22 protein-coding genes are annotated in these 20,742 nt (G+C 38.0%); 4 read left to right on the top strand and 18 right to left on the bottom strand.

Features of this window, described 5'->3' with window-relative positions; genetic code table 11:
- Window positions 1-29 precede the first annotated feature (29 nt).
- A complete protein-coding gene (locus A9Y75_RS04755) occupies window positions 30-566 on the bottom strand; it encodes a redoxin domain-containing protein (RefSeq protein WP_071188390.1) in 537 nt (178 codons plus the stop codon).
- A 274-nt stretch (window positions 567-840) separates the two neighbouring features.
- Complete coding sequence (locus A9Y75_RS04750) at window positions 841-1,452, bottom strand: peroxiredoxin (RefSeq protein WP_071188389.1); 612 nt, start codon at window positions 1,450-1,452, stop codon at window positions 841-843.
- A 138-nt stretch (window positions 1,453-1,590) separates the two neighbouring features.
- Here A9Y75_RS04750 and A9Y75_RS04745 point away from each other — a divergent pair, with 138 nt between their 5' ends.
- Window positions 1,591-3,609 carry an amylo-alpha-1,6-glucosidase gene (locus A9Y75_RS04745; RefSeq protein WP_071188388.1) on the top strand — a complete coding sequence of 673 codons (2,019 nt, stop codon included), beginning with the start codon at window positions 1,591-1,593 and terminating at the stop codon, window positions 3,607-3,609.
- A 33-nt stretch (window positions 3,610-3,642) separates the two neighbouring features.
- Here the strand turns inward: A9Y75_RS04745 and A9Y75_RS30045 are convergent, their stop codons facing one another.
- From A9Y75_RS30045 to A9Y75_RS04685, 12 genes are all read right to left on the bottom strand, one after another.
- A complete protein-coding gene (locus A9Y75_RS30045; RefSeq protein ID WP_269086263.1) occupies window positions 3,643-3,777 on the bottom strand; it encodes a hypothetical protein in 135 nt (44 codons plus the stop codon).
- A gap of 78 nt (window positions 3,778-3,855) precedes the next feature.
- Window positions 3,856-4,065: a DUF2281 domain-containing protein gene (locus A9Y75_RS04735; RefSeq protein ID WP_071188386.1), complete on the bottom strand. Its 210-nt coding sequence runs from the start codon at window positions 4,063-4,065 to the stop codon at window positions 3,856-3,858.
- Window positions 4,066-4,297: 232 nt separating this feature from the next.
- A complete protein-coding gene (locus A9Y75_RS04730; RefSeq protein WP_071188385.1) occupies window positions 4,298-4,681 on the bottom strand; it encodes a type II toxin-antitoxin system VapC family toxin in 384 nt (127 codons plus the stop codon).
- Window positions 4,674-4,916, bottom strand: a complete 243-nt coding sequence (locus A9Y75_RS04725) for a hypothetical protein (RefSeq protein WP_071188384.1) — start codon at window positions 4,914-4,916, stop codon at window positions 4,674-4,676. The genes A9Y75_RS04730 and A9Y75_RS04725 overlap by 8 nt, the downstream gene beginning before the upstream one ends.
- Window positions 4,917-5,187: 271 nt before the next feature.
- Window positions 5,188-5,538, bottom strand: a complete 351-nt coding sequence (locus tag A9Y75_RS04720) for a DUF5615 family PIN-like protein (RefSeq protein ID WP_071188383.1) — start codon at window positions 5,536-5,538, stop codon at window positions 5,188-5,190.
- Complete coding sequence (locus tag A9Y75_RS04715) at window positions 5,539-5,850, bottom strand: DUF433 domain-containing protein (RefSeq protein ID WP_071188382.1); 312 nt, start codon at window positions 5,848-5,850, stop codon at window positions 5,539-5,541.
- 217 nt (window positions 5,851-6,067) lie between these two features.
- On the bottom strand, window positions 6,068-6,289 hold the full coding sequence (locus A9Y75_RS04710; protein WP_071188381.1) for a type II toxin-antitoxin system HicB family antitoxin: 222 nt from the start codon (window positions 6,287-6,289) through the stop codon (window positions 6,068-6,070).
- 2 nt (window positions 6,290-6,291) lie between these two features.
- Complete coding sequence (locus A9Y75_RS04705) at window positions 6,292-6,519, bottom strand: type II toxin-antitoxin system HicA family toxin (protein ID WP_071188380.1); 228 nt, start codon at window positions 6,517-6,519, stop codon at window positions 6,292-6,294.
- Between the two features lie 763 nt (window positions 6,520-7,282).
- A complete protein-coding gene (locus A9Y75_RS04700; RefSeq protein ID WP_143046361.1) occupies window positions 7,283-7,903 on the bottom strand; it encodes a hypothetical protein in 621 nt (206 codons plus the stop codon).
- Between the two features lie 71 nt (window positions 7,904-7,974).
- Window positions 7,975-8,718, bottom strand: coding sequence for a hypothetical protein (locus A9Y75_RS04695; RefSeq protein WP_071188378.1), 744 nt, complete (start codon window positions 8,716-8,718; stop codon window positions 7,975-7,977).
- Window positions 8,719-8,861: 143 nt separating this feature from the next.
- On the bottom strand, window positions 8,862-10,142 hold the full coding sequence (gene serS / locus A9Y75_RS04690) for a serine--tRNA ligase (protein WP_071188377.1): 1,281 nt from the start codon (window positions 10,140-10,142) through the stop codon (window positions 8,862-8,864).
- 55 nt (window positions 10,143-10,197) lie between these two features.
- Window positions 10,198-10,767, bottom strand: coding sequence for a DUF3611 family protein (locus A9Y75_RS04685; protein ID WP_071188376.1), 570 nt, complete (start codon window positions 10,765-10,767; stop codon window positions 10,198-10,200).
- Between the two features lie 159 nt (window positions 10,768-10,926).
- Between A9Y75_RS04685 and A9Y75_RS04680 the strand changes: the two genes are divergently transcribed.
- Window positions 10,927-11,457 carry a cofactor assembly of complex C subunit B gene (locus A9Y75_RS04680; RefSeq protein WP_071188375.1) on the top strand — a complete coding sequence of 177 codons (531 nt, stop codon included), beginning with the start codon at window positions 10,927-10,929 and terminating at the stop codon, window positions 11,455-11,457.
- A 23-nt stretch (window positions 11,458-11,480) separates the two neighbouring features.
- Here the strand turns inward: A9Y75_RS04680 and A9Y75_RS04675 are convergent, their stop codons facing one another.
- Window positions 11,481-11,702: a hypothetical protein gene (locus A9Y75_RS04675; protein WP_071188374.1), complete on the bottom strand. Its 222-nt coding sequence runs from the start codon at window positions 11,700-11,702 to the stop codon at window positions 11,481-11,483.
- 205 nt (window positions 11,703-11,907) lie between these two features.
- On the bottom strand, window positions 11,908-12,225 hold the full coding sequence (locus tag A9Y75_RS04670) for a DUF3155 domain-containing protein (protein ID WP_071188373.1): 318 nt from the start codon (window positions 12,223-12,225) through the stop codon (window positions 11,908-11,910).
- A 533-nt stretch (window positions 12,226-12,758) separates the two neighbouring features.
- Between A9Y75_RS04670 and A9Y75_RS04665 the strand changes: the two genes are divergently transcribed.
- Window positions 12,759-14,120: an ATP-binding protein gene (locus tag A9Y75_RS04665; protein WP_071188372.1), complete on the top strand. Its 1,362-nt coding sequence runs from the start codon at window positions 12,759-12,761 to the stop codon at window positions 14,118-14,120.
- A gap of 313 nt (window positions 14,121-14,433) precedes the next feature.
- Here A9Y75_RS04665 and A9Y75_RS04660 read toward each other — a convergent pair whose 3' ends face one another.
- Window positions 14,434-15,675: an S-layer homology domain-containing protein gene (locus A9Y75_RS04660; RefSeq protein ID WP_071188371.1), complete on the bottom strand. Its 1,242-nt coding sequence runs from the start codon at window positions 15,673-15,675 to the stop codon at window positions 14,434-14,436.
- Between the two features lie 360 nt (window positions 15,676-16,035).
- On the bottom strand, window positions 16,036-16,728 hold the full coding sequence (locus tag A9Y75_RS04655) for a conjugal transfer protein TrbI (RefSeq protein ID WP_071188822.1): 693 nt from the start codon (window positions 16,726-16,728) through the stop codon (window positions 16,036-16,038).
- A 608-nt stretch (window positions 16,729-17,336) separates the two neighbouring features.
- Here A9Y75_RS04655 and A9Y75_RS04650 point away from each other — a divergent pair.
- A complete protein-coding gene (locus tag A9Y75_RS04650) occupies window positions 17,337-20,360 on the top strand; it encodes an SMC family ATPase (protein WP_071188370.1) in 3,024 nt (1,007 codons plus the stop codon).
- Window positions 20,361-20,742: the final 382 nt, after the last annotated feature.

Here is a 20,742-nt window from a genome sequence, read left to right as displayed (position 1 = left end):
AATTAACCGGATTGGAGTTTAAACTCCAATTAATTAAATTGTTCTAACAATGTTTCTACAGAAGCATTGTGATCTAAGAAGGAGAATAAATGTCGATAGATTAATTTTCCTTCTTGATTTAATACAAACTGTGCTGGTAAAGGCGCTCCTAAAGCTTGTCCTACTTGATAGGTACGAAATACATAACAGCTTGGGTCACTTAACAATGGCATTTTTAAGTCTAAATCTTTGACAACTATTTGACTTTGCTTTTTGTCAGTACTAGTAATCAGTAAAACTTCTATGCCGCGATTTTTAAATTGTTCATATTTTTCATTCAAATCTTTGATATGGGGATAGCAAAATGGACAATATTGTTTTTCGGTAAAAATCCGCGTAAAGGCAATGACAACCGGTTGTTTACCTTTAAAATCAGATAATTTTAATGTGCGGTTATTTGTAATATCTGTCAACTTAAAATCTGGCGTTCCTACTCCCAGTCGAATATCATCTAATGCTGGTTTTGGTAAAAAATTACGAAAGAAACGCTCATTAAATAAACCTGTAAAATCTGTGGAGGTAAGCATAAAATTACAGCAATTAACAAATATTAGATAATACGGTAATTCCCGGTGTAATGAGGTACACTTTGTTTTAAACGCAGAGGTTCGCTGAGGTAAACGCAAAGTGACGCAGAGTTTTTATTGAAGTTTTCGCTTTGAGTTTTGTTATCCTCATAAAGTCGAGATACAGCAAAGGAAAACGCTGTATCAATGTTAATATTGAAACTTTTTAAATTTTGAATTTTGAATCTTTCAACCCAAAATTCAAAATTTTGAAAAATTAAAAAACTCTTACTTCTTAAACAGCAGAGAAGTAGATTTTAGACTTCACTGGATCAGGATTCATGGTTTTGTCACCAGGTTGCCAACCAGCGGGGCAAACTTCATCAGGGTGAGATTGAACATACTGAAGTGCTTGTAATGTCCGCAAGGTTTCATCAACACTGCGACCAAAGGCTAGGTTGTTGATGGTAGCGTGTTGGAGAACACCATCTTTATCAATGATGAACAGACCGCGCAAAGCAATACCAGCTGCGGGGTCAAGGACGTTGTAATCGCTACTAATTTCTTTCTTGATGTCAGAAACTAGAGGATAATTTAAGTCACCGACACCACCAGATTTGCGATCTGTTTGAATCCAAGCTAGGTGAGAAAACTCGCTATCAACGGAAACACCAAGTACTTCCGTGTTAAGCTTTTTGAATTCTTCGTAGCGATCGCTAAATGCTGTAATCTCAGTGGGACAAACAAAGGTAAAGTCTAAGGGGTAAAAAAACAGGACGACATACTTACCGCGATAGTCGGAAAGTTTAATGGTCTTAAATTCTTGATCTACCACAGCTGTTGCTGTAAAGTCTGGAGCCTGTTGGCCAACGCGGAGGCATCCTTCTGTTCCGTAAGTAAGGGTCATTAACCTAGTTCTCCTTCAACTTATATCTATTTTTCAGCGTTGGGATTCGGGTCAGTAAAAACTCACCCAGCCAAGCTATCACAGTTTAATTACGATCTATTACGACTATATCATAGTCATAACGATTTTGAGTAGCTAATGACTGATTTAGACACAAGAGAATGGTTACTTACCAATGGCTTGGGTGGTTTTGCCAGTGGTACAGTTTCTGATGTTCGGACACGGACTTATCATGGTTGGTTGTTCGCGGCGACAAATCCCCCTACTGGGCGGAAATTACTGCTTTCTCACTTGGAAGCAAGTCTGGAAATACCAGGAAAAGTCATAGCACTGGGGACAAATTGTTGGGGTGGTGGTCAAATTGAGCCACAAGGCTATAAACTGCTGCACAATTTTGATATTAACCCAATTCCCAAATGGGTTTGGGGTGAGGAGAATTGGCAGTTAAGTAGACAGTTGGTGATGCCTTATGGGTGGGTAGGGGCAGGTAGGGAGAATAAATTACCAATGCCCAACGCCCAAAGGACTTTAATCCAGTATCGGTATGAGGGTAAACAAGAGGGGATTTTGAGGTTAAGACTGTTGATAGGCGATCGCGATTTTCATCATCAGCAATCTGAAAGCGAGAAATTGCAATTTTCCCAATTGGTCAATCAACACCTAGTTTGTCTACAAGCGAACATTGGCGGGGAATTTGCTACACCTTGGTATTTGCGCTGGACACAAGGAAAATATCAAGCCGATGGATTTTGGTACAGGAATTATAGTTTACCAGAAGAAACAAAACGGGGGCTAGGAGATCGAGAAGACCTCTATAGTCCTGGTTATTTAATAGCTAATCTCCAACCAGGAGATACAGTCACCCTAGAAGCAAACGTAGGTTTACCCAACCCCCAGCAACCTATTCTCTCTTCTGATAGCTTTGTAGAAGCCGTAGAAGCCGAACAAGAGAGACTTTCGCAAATTTTCGGCTGGAGACTAGAAAAAGCAGGGGTGCAGGGGGCAGGAAGGAGGGAACAACTGCTTAAAGCTAGTGATCAATTTATTGTCTATCGTGCTTCCATTACCGGACCGACAGTAATTGCTGGATATCACTGGTTTAATGATTGGGGAAGAGATACCTTGATTGCTTTACCGGGATTGACACTAATTACACAGCGCTTTGATTTAGCTAAAGGTATATTAAAAACTTTTGGGCGTTACTGTCGTCATGGACTTATTCCCAATGCCTTTCCCAATGTTGACAGCGAACCGTTCTATAACAGTATTGATGCAGCGTTGTGGTGGATTGAAACTTTAGGACTTTATTTAGAAGCTACTGAAGATTGGCAGTTTTTAATAGAGCAATTCCCAGTTGTGCAGCAAATTCACAAAGCCTTTGTTGGTGGTACTCGCTACAATATTCAAGTGGATGCCATTGATGGGCTAATTTGTTGGGATGCTAACGGTGTCGCGCTGACTTGGATGGATGCGTTAGTGGGGGGATTACCTGTTACACCCCGTCGTGGTAAGCCAGTAGAAATCAATGCTTTATGGTATTCAGCTTTATGTTGGTTGAGTCAATGGGCAGAACGTTTGAGCCAAATAGATGTAGGCAATTCTGTACGTTTAAATAATCAAGCCCAACGCTATGGACAGCAAGCACAGCAAGTAAAAGCTTCGTTGCAAAAGTTCTGGAATCCCCAGTTAGGCTATTTTTACGACTTCATTGCTCCAGATGATAGACGGAATTCGCAAATTCGCCCTAATGCAGTTTTGGCGTTATCTTTACGCCATTGTGGTTTTTCTGAGCAGCAAGGTCGTCTAGTATTAGATTTGGCTACGTCTAGTTTATTGACTCCCTATGGTTTGCGTAGTCTTGATCCTGGTGATCCAGAATATGTAGGCATATATGATGGGAATTCAGAAAAGCGCGATCGTTCTTATCATCAAGGTACTGTCTGGACTTGGTTGATAGGTTCATACATCCGGGCTTGGGAACGTTTTTACCCAGAGAAAACTTTACCTTTTGATTGGGAACCACTAATAAATCATTTTCTCGCTAGTGCTTGTATTAATTCGATTTCGGAAATTTTTGATGGTGATGCACCGCATATATCTAGGGGAGCGATCGCTCAAGCTTGGTCTGTGGCTGAGGTGATTCGGCATTTTAGATGATTGGATTTGTGACTTTTCCTAGATATAAATTTTCTAATCCTCCCAAAGTGTATAGATTTCTTCAAAAACCTCATCCCAACTTAAAGCAATAATTTCTGGTTTTTTACCCATTTCATCTCTAGCATCCTGTTTCGCGTTAAATTTTAATATAAAACCGAGCGTTTTCAATAGCTTCTCTCCAGTAGGTAGGAAATTTATCAAATTGTTGATTAATAAACCAAAACCAGATATGAGTATCAAGGACTATTATTTGAGACATTCCCACTCTTCTTCATTGACAGTAGGACTAATAATATCACCCAATGTTTTACCTTTACCAGCAATGGAACTAGGAGGAATGCGGCGTTTTTTTGATGGTAATTTATGTTTGAGAAATTGAATAAAATCTAAAACTTCTTGTTGTTTCTCGGCTGGTAATTCTCGGAAGTTCTCTAAAACTGCTTGTTCAATAGTCATAGTTTTACCTCTAGGATTATAGTGTAATTATATTATAGATTATCACTTTTTGTCAGAATCAGGATGTACAGGATGTTTTTTTAAAATTAATCTACATCTTCAGAAATTGCAGTAATTCAAATATTCCAGAATATCAAACTCAAATATAATCCTATTAATCCTTTAATCCTGGTTATCCTGATTCAGACAGTTAAATACTAATAAAAAATGGTGCGCTACATTTCATTAACACCTAACGCACTACTCTAACTTCAACCCCCACATTAATACTACCCCACAACCGATCAGTTGTGAGAACAGGCTGATTAAGAATAATACCTAATGCTAAACAAGCTCTATCCCCAAATGAAAGCCCAATTGATTTAGTATTTGGGCGCAACATTCCCGCTTTTAATGCTTGTTCTTCATTAAAATTAATAACTTCAAGATTGAGATTATAAATAATCTGTCTAATATCTTCTTCAGGGATTCCTGCATCGGCTAATTTTGCTATAACTTCAGATAAATTCACTGTACTAATTGCAGCTTTACCAATAAATTTTAAAACTTCTTCGCTACCAGTTTCTTGATTGAGTAAAGCTAAAATAGCAGAAGCATCTACAACAACTTCACTCATTCAAACTTTCCTCTCTGCGTTCCTGAATTAATTCTTCAGAAAGTTTTCTACTAGCAGGAATATATTTTCTAAAAATAGCCTGAGCATTTTGTACAGAAGTTTGAACATGATGATCAATTGGGCGATCTTCTAATACAAGAACAGCGTTATATTCTCCCATTGGTATATCTACAGGAGAATTGACTAATAATTTGCCATCATTTGTTATAGTTACTTTTATGTCTAGTGTTTTCATAGTTTACTTAATTAGTAAATGATTATGTTAATTATACCAAATTTGTCAGAATCAGGATGCTCAGGATTTGAGGATGTACAGGATGATTTTTTAATATTAATCTACATCTTCAGAAATTGCACTGATTCAAATATTCCAGAATATCAATATCAAATATAATCCTGTTAATCCTTTCATCCTGGTTATCCTGATTCTGACAGTTAAATATATTATAAAAATAATAAAAAACGGTGCATTAAATAAAATTGATTAACGCACCCTAAGAGCAATATTATTTAAAAGGAATATATTCAACAACATTCATCCATTCATCAATCTCTGAAGCTTTAGCAATAAATTCTAAATCTTGCACAAATTGACCAATTGTACCACCTAGTTGATGTCCAAAAATTAATCCTGAAAACTGTTTTCCTTCTTTTTGCCAAGTTTCCGCTAAAACTCGAAAACGAATATCTTGAGTAAATAGAACTCGTTTAAGTTCCGTCACTCTTTCTAATAATTTATCATCAGGAAGTTCTTGGGTTTCATCATCAAAAGCAGTTAATACATCTACACTCCGACGACGCAATTGTGATGTAATAGATTGAGGTACGTGAACATCCATATATAAAGCAATAGTCATTTACAACAGTCCTTTGGCTTTCATTCTGCTGTAAAATGGAGATGATACTAATTCATTTTTGCTTTGTTGTACTTGTTCCCATTCTTCTTTAATTTCTTGGTCAATTTCTTCTTGATGGTCAAAGTAATAACCCATAGTAGCATGAGCTTCAGCTTGAGTTAAATAAGGATGCTGACGACACATTTCTTCTACTGACCAACCATAAGCAAGATAATCCATGACAATTTGTGCTACTCTAATTCTTGGAAAACGCTTTAATCTTGCTGGTTGATTCTCGGTTTTTTCAATATGCGGGTAATTCAGGGTTAACATATTATTTTATCTAGCTAATTTGCTTGAATCACTATATTTTAGTATATCATTTTTTGGTCAGAATCAGGACACCCTTCGGGAAGTCAAAATTCAAAAGTCAAAAGTCAAAAAATCATTGATTTTCAGAAATTGCGATAATTCAAATATCCCAGAATATCAATATCAAATATAATTCTGTTAATCCTTTAATCCGGGTTATCCTGATTCTGACAGTTAGTTATACATTACTGAGTGCTTTAACTTGAGAAATAGCACGTTCAACATCTGGTAATTGTTGACCATGTTTTTCTGCTGTTTCTAACCATAAATCTCTGACAATGATCAATTCTTGTAATGTTTCTTCTAAAGTTTCTCCCTGTGCTAAACATCCCTTTAATGCTGGAATTTCAGCTACAAAACCGCCTTCTTCACAGGGATAAACAACTATGGGATAATTCATAATTACGCTCCTTCTATTAATTCTAATACTCGTTTAACATAAACTGATTTTACCCGATTATTATGTACGGGAATTACTAAAATTATATCATCTTTGATAAAGATATGATGACTACCTGTAATTCTATCTAATACAAAGTTATCTAATTCTAACAGTTTACGAATATCACTAAATTTGGCATTATTGGGACTATTTGTTAATTTTTCAATCAGTTTATCTTTTTTTACCATTTTCCGCTAATAGAATTTTTAACATTATTTGTCAGAATCAGGATGTACAGGATGTTTTTTTTAAATTCATCTATATTTTCAGAAGTTGCTTTTTGTCAGAATCAGGATGTACAGGATGTTTTTTTTAAATTCATCTATATTTTCAGAAGTTGCTTTTTGTCAGAATCAGGATGTACAGGATGTTTTTTTTAAATTCATCTATATTTTCAGAAGTTGCTTTTTGTCAGAATCAGGATGTACAGGATGTTTTTTTTAAATTCATCTATATTTTCAGAAGTTGCTTTTTGTCAGAATCAGGATGTACAGGATGTTTTTTTTAAATTCATCTATATTTTCAGAAGTTGCTTTTTGTCAGAATCAGGATGTACAGGATGTTTTTTTTAAATTCATCTATATTTTCAGAAGTTGCTTTTTGTCAGAATCAGGATGTACAGGATGTTTTTTTTAAATTCATCTATATTTTCAGAAGTTGCTTTTTGTCAGAATCAGGATGTACAGGATGTTTTTTTTAAATTCATCTATATTTTCAGAAGTTGCTTTTTGTCAGAATCAGGATGTGCAGGATTTGAGGATGTACAGGATGGTTTTTTAATATTCCTCTACATTTTCAGAAATTGCACTAATTCAAACACCCCAGAATATCGAACTCAAATATAATCCTGTTAATCCTTTAATCCTGGATATCCTGATTCAGATAGTTAAATATTAATAAAAAACGGTGCGTTACATTTCATTAACGCACTCTACAAGATGAGCGATCGCACTAATCAAAAATAGACCACATCTGAAAACATTTGTCAGATTCCTCCTCCCATTCGGTTTCTTCACGGCTAATACTGCTATCAATTTTGACAATCTCACTCAATAATTTATAGATTGCTTGAATGCCTATTTCAGCATCTTCTATCCAAGGAAGACGACTTTTAGGATCAGTAGGTTGGAAATTTTTCAAACTACTATAGAAATCATGAGGACTAATTTTTGATGATTTGTAATGGACTAACTTGTTTCTGCTCCGTATTAATTGTTTTAATAAGGAAATAGCATGAGATCCCGTGTCAATCGAGTTACCTGTTACGAATTTTGGAATAACAATCCACTTAGAAAGTAAATCTAGCTTATCCAAATAGTTATCAAACTCGTTTTTAGAAAGCCTGGATATCCCATAATAATTTATAAAAGATTCAACAGTCAGTCCAGAGAAAATAATGGAGGTTATAGCGGACTCCGAAAACTCAGAATAGCTTTTATCAATTGACTCTTGTTTGATCCAATTACTAGAATCTAGCATCCAGCTTCTTACTGATTTTTCAGATAACAGAGCTTGTTCTAGATTTTCTCTAGCAACTTTGAAATACATTTTATGATGTATTAGATAATTCATTCTTATTCCACACAAGTTAAATCTAGATAAAGAATAGTGCATTACATTTTCAGAAGAACATAATACAGTCCTTAGGTTGAGTAATTAAGATTCTCAAAAGGATCATCTTGATGTTTTAAAACTTGCCAATTAAAATCGTATCGCGATTCTAGCGGAAAGTTTTCTGGAAACGTAACCTTAAAGTAACTACCAATAGTATCGTTTGAAGATTCTAAAGCTAAGAAAGCACTTCCTGGAGAAAAGTCCTCTGTTCCAAACTGTGATGATAAAAGTACAAGCAGGCCACAACAGGCATCTATTAGATTCTCGAACTTTGCTTGTTCAAAATTAGAATGCCGATCATGTTTTGTATTATTGTAAGCTTGATACCAAGGTAGAGGGTTATAATTAGTTGACAACCAAGCCGAAAAAGGTTGCCGTATATTGTGTTCTCCCTTCCAGTAAGGAACTTCTACCTGATAATAAGAAAGTAGATGCGTTTTATTAATTTTATAGTAGTCTTTTTCAATATTCATACAACGTTTACTATATCCATTTTCTCTCAGAATGGCCTTAAAATTTGCTTCCACCTCTATACACGCTCGAACCAAAAGAGCATGAATTCTATATGAAAAGCAGTCTCGATTTGTGTATGATGGTTCAATATAATCAAAGAGTTCTTGTAGATCATTTTGTAAGAGAAGAAATCCACGAATATAATTTTTAGGAGATTGAGCAAATTTGGGATGAACTATGTACTGAGAACGTCCACCCTCAGTGTAATTTCCATCCACAAACTGACGATAAGTTCTCCGGTAGGGGCGATTGGCTGGCATTTATAGTAGCTACTCCTATTTATCTAGTAAACTATAGAAAATTCTAACAAAATATACAAAATTTTTCTGTATAATCACTTTGTTAAGGGTGATTATACAGAATTTTACCCTATAAGTATCCTTCTCTATGTAACGTTTCTTTGTTACAAAACCTCTCTACCCAAATAAACCTGCAACACCTCCGGTACTTGAATCGTCCCATCAGGTTGCTGATAATTCTCCAAAATAGCCGCCATAGTCCTTCCCACAGCCAAACCAGAACCATTCAAAGTATGTACAAACTGCGTCCCTTTCTTACCGGCTTCCTTAAACCGAATATCCGCCCTTCTCGCTTGAAAATCCACACAATTAGAACAACTAGAAATCTCTCGATACTTCCCAGAAGATGGCAACCAAACCTCTAAATCATAAGTCTTTGTTGCCCCAAAACCTAAATCAGCAGTACATAAATTAATCACTCGATAAGGCAACTTTAAACCCTGTAAAATTGACTCTGCACTAGCAACTAACTTCTCTAATTCCTCAAAAGAATCTTCCGGTTTTACTAACTTCACCAACTCCACTTTATTGAATTGATGCAACCGAATTAAACCCCGCATATCTCGTCCATAACTTCCCGCTTCTCGACGAAAACATGGCGTATATGCACAGTGATAAATTGGTAATTCTTCTGCGTTGATAACTTCCCCCCGATAAAAATTAGTAACAGGAACTTCCGCAGTTGGAATTAACCACAATTCATCATCTGCACATTTAAAACTTTCTTCTGCAAACTTCGGTAATTGTCCGGTTCCCGTTAAAGAATCTGTATTTACTAACAACGGTGGACTAATTTCTATATAGCCATTTTCAATATGCTTAGAAAGCATAAATTGAATTAACGCCCTTTCTAAAGCTGCACCCGCACCTATCAAACTCACAAACCGACTTTGGGCAATTTTAACCGCCCTTTCAAAATTCAAAATTCCCAACTTTTCGCCAATTTCCCAATGAGGTAAAATATTCGGGTTTTCGGGTTTATATTCATCTCCCCATTTTCTCACTTCTGGGTTATCTTCTTCACTTTGACCAATGGGGGTAGAATCACTGGGTAAGTTAGGAAGTGCTAAAAGTAAATCTTGAATTTGTGCTTTTAAATCTTTTTCCTGGGGTTCAAGTTCGCTTAATGTGGTTTTGAGAGAGTTACCTTCTTCCTTTAAAGCGAGAATTTCTGGATCTTGAGGATTAACACCAGATTTTACCTTTTGTCCGACCAGTTTACCAATTTCATTACTACGCGCTTGGAGTTGATTCCGTTTTCCTTCTAATTCCCGTTGTTGTTGGCTTAAATCTAAAATAGGCTGAATATCGTATTTACCACTACGAGTGTTCAACTTGTCTTGTACGAGTTGAGGATTTTCTCTTATTTGTTTAATATCTAGCATTTTTTGGTTGTTATTGTCCGGTTCTAAGTTGTTATATCATTTCTTTGTCAAATTCTCACTTGGTAATGCGATTTAGTAAAAACAGGGACACAACCAGTCCTGCAAAGTGGGCTGAGACAGTGTTTGTGTTTGCCTGCACTACCAGCATATCTAAACCGCTAATAATCCGGGTGGGGTCAAATAGTTGGGTAGTTACAGCTTGGGGAGATATCGATCTCGCTACCAGTGTACCGACTATTGCTTGCGCCCCCAACAAAGTCACTAGTATCCCTCCTAAATTCACCCATAGTCCCAAGCGGATTACCTGCATAGTTTCAAGTTTACGCGGGCGATTGCTAGGATTGGGGGATTCTAGTTGTTTGCCAATTCTAGTGTAACGATAGGCTAAGTAAATGCCCCCACCTAACACCACTATTCCACAAATTGCCAGAAATACACCAAATCCTGTTCCTGGATTATTATTGGGACTACCTGCTCTTTGACTGAATATGGCGAATAATAAAACTATAATCCCAGAGATAACACCCAGTACTAGTTGAATCCAAAAACTAATCCAACCTGCCAAGCGAAACGTTTGGGCAATGATCCGGAGATTAGAGGATGGAGCTTCGGAGTTTTGTGACATAAGGGACTGGGGATAAATTAAAAATTAAAACTTACAACTTAAAACTTAAAACTTAAAAATTACCCCAAATATAAATTTGCGGGTTTTTTTCTGTTGTCCGTAAATTCCAGAATAATTGATAATAGATAAATCTGAACAGTCAAAAATTAAGAATTATTTATGGATACTGCTATTGTGCAATCTACGCTGCTGCTAACTTTGTTATTATCGGTTGGACTATTTTTCTTTATTCGTGCTGCTACCAAAGACCGGACCGAAAGAGCGCAATTAGTTTCTGAGCAAGATGAAACGACGCTGATGAACCAATTAAAGGAGTATTTTCGCTCTCGTTCTTACCAAGTAACATCCGTAGACAGAGAAAAGAACCAAGTAGCTTTTGAAGGTTTTGTTAGACCTAGCTGGTTTTTAGCCATATTTTTGACGTTATTGGCAGCGGTAGGTCTTGTTTGCTTATCCCTGGTTTTGTCGTTTCTTTTTTCTAGCCAAAGTAAATTTTTGTTGTTACTAGTCCTACTTTCACCTTTGAGCGGGTTATTTTATTGGCAAAAAGCTGGAAGAATTGAGAAAGTGTCACTCAAATTGGAAACAATCCAGGGCGAACAACACTCCTCAACCAAAATCACTGTAATTGCCCATCGAGATGAACTTGCTGAGTTACAAAAGGCTTTACAGTTAAAGACGGATGACTGAAGGTTGGGTTTTCAAATCATCACTCAATTAATGAGGGAGACTTCTGACTGACTTTTGAGGACATGAAATAGTAGGGAGGAGGCAAAACAAATCGGGGATTGCCAGTTTGCCTGACGAGTAGTTTCGTAAGGAAAATTGAGATTCGTTGACTGAGTGTCTTGGCGATTTAAGCTATGAGAGTACCACTCTACAGTTTCGCTTTTTAATGCCTTTGGCTCTGTCGCTACTCCCCGCTGCATCAGCATACTAGATATCAACTCCCCCAACTAAGCAGGCTGAAAAGGAGTTGATCCTCTAATGTGGAGAAGCTTGACTGGCGGTTTTTCAGCTACAAACTTAAAAAAAATGGAATTTTTGCATAAACTGATCAATTTGGCCAGTTAATTATTGTCAGAGTCAGAAGTTAGAAGTCAGAAGTCACATTCAATCCGGTAAATAACCATTTACAGGTTATCGACTAGCTACAGCAACTAGTTCTTGTCCAGTCGGAGGTTCTAGAACTCGCAGGCTGGGAAACAAGAAATGATTCTCTTCTACGTATTGAGCGCCAAACAGTCCTTTTTCTGCCCAGAAATAACGGTCTGTTGTGTGTTCGTTCCGTTTTACAAGTAGCAAGGCAGGTGGCAAAATACCTTCAGCTTGAATGAATTTTCGTGCTGCTGTCACAGGTTTATCTTCGCCGCTTTCGATGCTATATTGAGGCACATGCTCCAGAATTCGCCGTCCTTCCTGGCGACGACGACTTTTCCTTTTACGTCTCCTTGCCAACCTATTGTCCTCCTCTTTCAAGCTATAAGATTGTAGTGATAGCTACAAAACCCGTCGTAATTATATAAGTTATATTTTAAAAAATCAATGGTTTTTAATGTTTTGATACAAGGAATATAATATGCTCGAATTTAGAGTAATTCTCAGTAGCTATTTCATCTGCTCGAAGAGTAACTAATACCACCGTGAATTCAAAATAGAGCCTACATCTGCCGTCAGGGATACAAAATTCGCAAAGCTGATGACGGAGGCTTTTGGTATATTTTAAATGGTTGGTTTATTTGCACCGTCATGTACTAGTGCCGCCGGGTAAAAATAAATAAATATCTAGTTAAAACTGTTCATCCTTCTCAAAAAACAAGCTTTATTCCCTTTTGCTGGCAGCATTGCTGACAAATTATAGTGGTAATATCATTCCCCAGAATAAAGCATGAGGGAGAAGATTTAGTTAAGCTGTATGAAATGAGGTCGGAAAAACAGAGAATTTTTTAAATTTTCCCGGCAAGTCTGTAATCCTGAGCAAGAGCTAAAAAATGTTAATGTCTGCCAGTTCGGATTTTATTGCTCTGTGTCGAGAGCAAATATCGTTACTAACTCAAGGGCTGGGAGCTTCTTTGAGTGTTGTCTATTTAACTCAAGAATTGGTAGAAACGTCAACAGGTGAGGCGCAATTGATTCCTGTGGTTGTCTATCCAGAGACGGGAGTATTAAGGCCTGGGGATGAATCGGCTGAGGGAACTGTACACAGGCAAATAAAAACTGGCAATGTTTTGGCATTACCGAATCATCGTCGCAAGTTACTGACAGCCGGAGGATTGTCTTCTAATTCATCACAGGATTCTGGGAAGAGGAATACAGATAAAAATAATTTTCAGGAAGAAGAATATCTACTCAGTGGTAATCAAATTGTTTTACCTTTGATTTATGAAGGTGTGATGATGGGGTTATTGGTGACTGCTAGGGAAGACAGAGCCTGGAATGAACGGGAAGAAAGTCAAATCCAGCGGATAGCTCAGAGTATGGCGATCGCTTGTATTTTAGATCAACGTCGAGCTTGGTTGCAGCAGCAGCTACATCAACAACAGATTCTGCAAGAACAGCAACGAGATTTATTAGATAACCTTTTACACCAGTTTCGTAACCCTTTAACAACTATTAGAACTTTTGGTAAACTGCTATTGAAGCGACTGGGATTGGCAGAGCCTAACCGAGATGTAGCGACTAGTATAGTGCGAGAGAGCGATCGCCTCCAAGAGTTGCTGCAACAGTTTGATCAAGTCATTGACTTAACAGAAGCAGATTTAACAGCAATTTCTTTGCCAGAATCAGAGTTTGTTGTTGAGGCATCTGTGCAAAAATCTCCCAAGCCAGTAGTATTATTATTGCCTGGTACAGGAGAAAAGATCACTGATTGTTCATTAGCAGATTTATTAGCACCATTAATAGTATCGGCTCAAGCTGTTGCCCAAGAGCGAAATCTGCAATTGATCACAGATATTCCTGACAACTTACCAGTGGTACAGGCTAATATCAAAGCATTACGAGAAGTGCTAAGTAATATTATTGATAATTCTTTAAAATATACTCCGGCTGGCGGGAAGATTGGGATTCAAGCCGGACAAAAAAGAGGAAATTTTCAAGGTATAGCTATTAGTGATACTGGCCCTGGTATTCCTCCTGAAGATTTAGCTCATTTGGGAGAAAGACATTACCGAGGTGTACAGGCGCAAACAGAAATTCCTGGTACAGGTTTAGGGATAGCGATTGCTAAACAATTAATAGAGCAAATGCAGGGCGAAATTGAGGTTTTTAGCCCTGCACTTTCATCAGATTTTACTTCCTCATCAACTCCAGGAACCACTGTGATAATTTGGTTGCTTGAAGTAATTCACTAGAAAGTGCCAAGAAAGAATAGAAACCTAGGAAAAATGTATTTCAGCTGCTGTTAATTATTCTTTTTTTGGTATTTCTTACAAAAAAAGGGAACAGGGAATAGGGAACAGGGAACAGGGAACAGATAAGAAACTTTAGTTCTGAGTTTAAAGCTCAGTCAAAAAAAAACAGTGCGGAGCCGGAGCCACTCCGCCTCCGGTCATTATTCAATCTCATGTTTTTAAACATGAGTTTTTTCTGTTAAGAGTTCCCTCTGAATCTTTTGTCTATCAGTTATTAATCATGATTTATGGGACATGAGCAAATAACCAATCACTATCGAAGATTAACTACGAGATTTTGATTAATTGTCATGTTTAAATCGGTGTTAGGTTCAATGGCAATTAAATCAATACTAGTTTTACCAAAGAACAGACCAATTAAGGCTCCAATACCAGCACCACCTAAAACTTCTTCTGTGGCAATAGCGCGATCGCCTGTAACCGCAGATACCCCTGCTGCTGCTGCTGCTCCCAAGACGGTATTTTTGATAATTGAACTAGTACTGTTGCCTTTTCTGACAGTTTCAGTTCTGGTAATTACTTCAGAAGAAGCATTAAGGTTATATTCTTTACCTGTGGTCAAAATTAATTTCTCGGCCACAAATTGAGAACCACCTTGAGCCGGTTGAAGTTTACCAATAACTTGACTACCAGCGGGTATCACCACTGTGCCATCTTGGGTAATTACATTTTGTGATGTTGTCAGAGTTAAAGGTGCGGTTTCGTCTTTAGTGACGAGAATTTTTTCTGCCTGTTCATACTTCACAGGGATACTAGTTCCTTGAGGAATGGTGACAGATATGGGTGGTGGTGGAGTTGTAACCAGAGAGACAATATAAGGTGAGTTAATTGCTGTGGCTTGATTAGAACTCACCAAGGCTTGGTAAATAAAGGCTGCTACCTGCGCTCTAGAAGCTGTTACGGTGGGATTGAGGAACCTGACATTAGGATAGTTGACGACAATTCTTCTATCAGTTGCCGCTGCTATAGGACTACGAGCATAGCCAGAGATACTAGAGGCATCGTTGAAATATTGCAGAGTTGTTTCCACATTACCAGTGGTAGCATATCCTAAACCATTGGCAAGGGAAACTAGAACCTGTTCACGGGGAATAGCTTGGTTAGGTCTGAATTGGTTGCCAGGATATCCAGATAAGAAACCGATGGTGTAGGCTTGGCGAATGGCGTTGTAAGCCCAGAAATTTCTGGGTACGTCATTAAAATTGATTGCTGGCCGTTGTGCTGATTTGTTAAAAGCTTTATTGATCATCGCCGCAAATTGGGCGCGTGTGACCGGCTCTTCTGGACGGAATGTACCATCAGGAAATCCGGCAATTACACCCCGCTGCGATAATTGCTGAATAAACTGTGATCCCCAGTAGTTAGAGGAAACATCAGAAAAACTAGTTTGAGCGTATGTGGGTGTAACTGTAAATAAGGGTGCTACAGTACCTGCTGTTACACTCATAGCCATGATCAGGGCTGTTTTTGATTGCCATCGATTTAAAGTAAACATTGGTATTACTCCTCTAAAATTATTTTTTCTTTCTGTTAACTACATCTGTTAACTACTTAGACCATTTTGACAATAAACGGTTCCCACCAGTTTATATATTTGGTAACTACTTTTACTGATAGCTTCTGTACCAATAGTCATAGTATCATGTCTGGTTGAATACTTAATCATTGGAATTGACACAGTAACTGGGAAGGAAAGGCGGAAATTATGATATGGGTTTTGGGCTGTAGGTCTTGAGCAATAAGCTTAGTAGACATGACTGAGTCCATAAAATCAAGCGATCGCACACAATATTTACAGTGGCGATCGCTATTTAAGAGTTATTAAAGTCACGACTTAATTTAAGTTAAGTTAAGTCTAGTTACGAGGTATCACCAAATTGGACTGAAGTGTGATAGATAAATCCTGTTCTGGCTGGAGAACGAAGACATCAACGGATTTTTTCCGCAGCAGCACACTGGCTAAAGCACCGGCAGCACCACCGGCAATGGGTTCTAACGCTTCAATTTTTTTGTTACCTGTCAGCAATGAAATGACGGTAGCAGCACCAGCACCAATTGCAGCATCAGTTAATATTTGTCCAGTATCGCTTCCTTTGGAGATTCTTTGAGTTCGGGTGATTGTTTGGGAATTGGCATTAATCTGTAACCGCCGTCCAGAAGAAAATACTAATTCTTTGGCTACAAAGCGTACACCTTTATTATTATTATTGTTACCGTTCGGATAATTATTGTACAGGTTAATAGGTTCTAGCTGTCCCACAACTTGTGTATTAGCGGGAATTAAAACATTTCTGTTACTGTCGATAATGTTGTTGCGTATTTTCAATGTTAGGGGTGAAGTTTCCCCAGGGGTGACAATTACTTTCTCTTTTTCGTAAGTCACAGGTAAGGTGGCTGTTGCACGAATAGTAGTTGTTCTGGATTGATTAAGATTGAATCCTTGTGCTTGAACAGGAGCAAAGGTAAAGAAGGGTGTAGCTGCACCAGTTGTAATTGCTATTGCCATGAGTGCAGCAGTGCTAGATTTCCAACGATGAAGACGACTCATAAGGTGGGTTCCAATAATGTCTGATTGATATCTGTTTTGACGTGGATTTACTAGGATAGTTTCTGATATTTTTTCAACTGTAGATTCCACATTTTCCTCCTGTCCAGAAGTCTGAATGATGTGGTTAATGTGCGATTATTACGCCAACTTTTGAGCTTATCTAATGTGAGTCTAGTAATGGCTGATTAGAGTCTCCTATGACGTAAGGTTGCAGAGATTGTTCCTGAAGTTTTTTCTATTAGACATAGCAGTGAAAATCAAATATGCGTTTTCTATAGCAATAGTATTTGAATTTTGAAAACATCTAAGTATTTGTAGGGTGCGTTAGGCAAAGCCCTGATGCACTATTAATCAAGTTTACGGTGCGTTACGCTATCGCTCTAAGCGTAGCCATGCCCGCAAGGGCTTTACGCACCCTACGTATCTTTCAAAAATCAAATATTAGTCCTATAGGATACGCATATTTCATTTCTGGAGATGTGTATTGTAAATTTTTGTAAAATAGATGTCTTCAAGACTAGAAACCTGTTGTTTGAATCGCTAAACTAACAAAGAAGTGCATCTGTACTGTTAATTATGAAAATTGTAAATGTGGCGCTATAGCCTGAATGATCCCAGTACAACTTATCCTCAAAAACTTTCTTAGTTACCGTGATGCAACTTTAGATTTTGGCGGTTTGCATACGGCTTGTATTTGCGGTTCCAATGGTGCGGGTAAATCTTCTTTGCTCGAAGCTATCACTTGGGCAATTTGGGGTGAAAGCCGTGCCACGGTGGAAGATGATGTGATTTATTCTGGAGCAAAAGAAGTCAGAGTTGATTTTACTTTCCATAATAACCAACAACAATATCGGGTGATTCGTACCCGTTTGCGAGGTGGAACTAGCGTCTTAGAATTTCAAATTGAAACTCCTGCGGGCTTTCGTCCCCTAACTGGTAAAGGAGTCAGAGCAACCCAGGATGTGATCATACAACATATCAAGCTCGATTACGATACTTTTATTAATTCTGCTTACTTACGTCAAGGACGAGCCGATGAATTCATGCTCAAACGTCCCAATGAGCGCAAGGAAATTTTGGCGGAGTTATTAAAACTCAATCAATATGATGAATTAGAAGAACGAGCCAAGGACAGTTTTAAAAAGTACAAATTCCGAATCGAGGATTTAGAGCGTTCTTTGGAGGGAATTAAAACTCAACTCCAACAACGGGAGATGACAAAGACGCAAAGAACAGAGTTAGAAGTTCAACTGAATAACCTGCAACAGATGCAAGCTTTGGACAATATTCAATTACAAAGTTTGCAAGTTGTCCAACACCAACACCAAAACTGGGAACAACAACTGAGTTTTGTGCGGCAACAATATCAGAATCTTAGCCAAGATTGCGATCGCTTGCATCAAGACCAATTAGCTGCAAAATCCCAACTTGCAGATTTACAAGCAATTCTCAGTCAAACAGCCGAAATTCAAGCTGGATACAGCGAATATCAAAGTCTGCGCTCTCAAGAAGAAGCTTTTGCTGCTAAATTTGAACAACATACCCGCGCTACAGGTTTGCAACAACAACAGCAAAAACAGCTGAATAAACAAATTCAAGAAATTGAACGTCAACTGCAACAAGCCGAAGCTCAATTAGAAGCTTTAGAACAACAAGAGCGAGAAATTCAGCAAACTCTCACTAAATCCTCGGAAGTAGAAACGGCTTTAGCGCAATTAGCTACCGCACGCCATCATTTGACTAATTTGGATCAATTGCAAATGCAAGTGAATCCTTTATTACAACAACGAGCCACTTTACAAAGTCAATTAGATCGCACTCATGCTGGATTATTAGCGCGACTAGAACAACTGCAAAATACAGAAAACCAACTTCAAAACCAACATCGTCGTCAACCCCAACTACAACAAGCTGTAATGGATGTGGGTGTCCAAATTGAAGCATTGGAGAAAAAACGGGTTTATTTACAAAGAGTGCAAGAAAAAGGACAGGAACGCAGACATTTTATCGAACGTTTGCAAGCTCACCAACGGGACTACGAAAAATTACTTTCAGAACTAGAGCAAAAATTGCAAATGCTCCAAAATCCCAATGCACTGTGTCCATTGTGCGAACGTCCTTTAGACGAACATCACTGGAATCGAGTCATTGAAAAAACGCAACTTGAATACGACGATACCCAAGGACAATTTTGGGTAGTGCGAGAACAAATGGCGGTTTCAGATAAAGAAATTCAGGTGCTAAGACAAGAATATCGGGATATCTCCCAGCAATTATCAGCTTATGATGCTTTAAGAGAAAAACGGGGACAATTAGCGGCACAGTTGCAAGCGACAACGGATATCCAAACACAACTACAACAAATTGGATTAGAAAAAGAACATTTAGAGAGTTCTTTGCAAGGTAATTACGCACCTGAAAAACAAGCAGAACTTCAACAGTTAAACCAATATTTGCAACAACTTAATTATAGTGAACAAGATCATGCTTTGGCTCGAAGTGAAGTTGAGCGTTGGCGGTGGGCAGAAATTAAACAAGGGCAAATTAAAGAAGCAATTAAACGTCAAACTAAATTAGCTGCTAGAAAGCCGGAACTGCAAACTAATATTGACCAACTTAAAACTAGAATTCAAGAAGAACAAACAAATTCTGATATTGCTAAACAGATAGAAGCTTTAACTGAGGAAATTGCTGAACTTAATTATAGTGGTGAAGAACATAATCGCCTCCGCCAAGCTGTACGTAAGCTTCAATCTTGGCATTTGCGTTATCAACAATTATTATCTGCTCAGGAGCAGTATCCTCAATTACAAACAAAATTGCAAGATTTGGCAACTTCTCAACAGAGCAGATTAGCAGAACGGCAAAATTTCGCTGCACAAATTGACGCTATTGTCGAGCAGTTAAAAGCAACAGCTAATCCCGTCGCCCAAATTCAGGCTTTAGAGCAGCAATTAGCAATTCGTAGGCGCGAACTTGATGAAAAAATCGCTAAGTTGGGGCGTTTAGAACAAATGGCGCACCAATTGGATATGCTGCAAAGTCAGTATGAGCAAGAGCAGGAGCAGATGCAAGCGTCTAAGCAGCAACAGCGTGTTTTTCAGGAATTAGCGCAGGCTTTTGGTAAAAATGGTATCCAAGCTTTGATGATTGAAAATGTGTTACCGCAACTGGAAGCTGAGACAAATCAACTACTTTCGCGATTGAGTGCAAATCAGTTGCACGTACAATTTGTGACACAGAAGGCGGGAAGGAGTGGGAAGTCTAGTAAGAAAAATGCCAAGTTGATAGATACATTAGATATTTTAATTGCTGATGCTAGGGGGACGCGAGCTTATGAAACTTATTCTGGTGGGGAAGCTTTTAGAATTAACTTTGCGATTCGGTTAGCGTTGGCGAAATTATTGGCGCAGCGTGCGGGTGCGGCGTTGCAGTTGTTGATTATTGATGAGGGGTTTGGAACTCAGGATGGGGAAGGCTGCGATCGCTTGATTGCAGCGATTAATGCGATCGCTACTGATTTCGCCTGTATCCTCACTGTAACCCATATGCCACACCTCAAAGAAGCTTTTCAAGCCCGGATTGAAGTTAATAAAACTCAGCAAGGTTCACAGATATCTTTGCTCATTTAGTCTACTAAATCAGTATTCTGTTTTTTTAAACAATTGTTAATGCATTTTTTACTTCAACTACGCAAATTTATTTTTGAGAAGCAATTATACCGCAATACACTTCAGTTAAGCAATTTTTTCCTTCTCTTTCTTCTGTCTCTGAGTCCTCTAAGCCTCTGTGGTTAGTTAAAAAAAAATGATTTTGACAAGTCTTCCTAAAAAATCAAGCGTGCGGTCTAAAATATGAAAACTGCTGTAACTTGACATTATGTAAGTTTATTAGTAATAATACGGGTGCTAGAGCTAAACGTTCACTAACAAGCATTTAATATTGCAGATTACGCTGCAATCACATCGTACACACTGTATATTACTGCACGTCTGTGATGTGATGCTTTTGTCT

Source organism: Trichormus sp. NMC-1, assembly GCF_001858025.1.
Lineage (GTDB): Bacteria > Cyanobacteriota > Cyanobacteriia > Cyanobacteriales > Nostocaceae > Anabaena.
The sequence above is the reverse complement of the archived record's forward strand: the minus strand, read 5'-3'. Positions and strand labels throughout refer to the sequence as shown.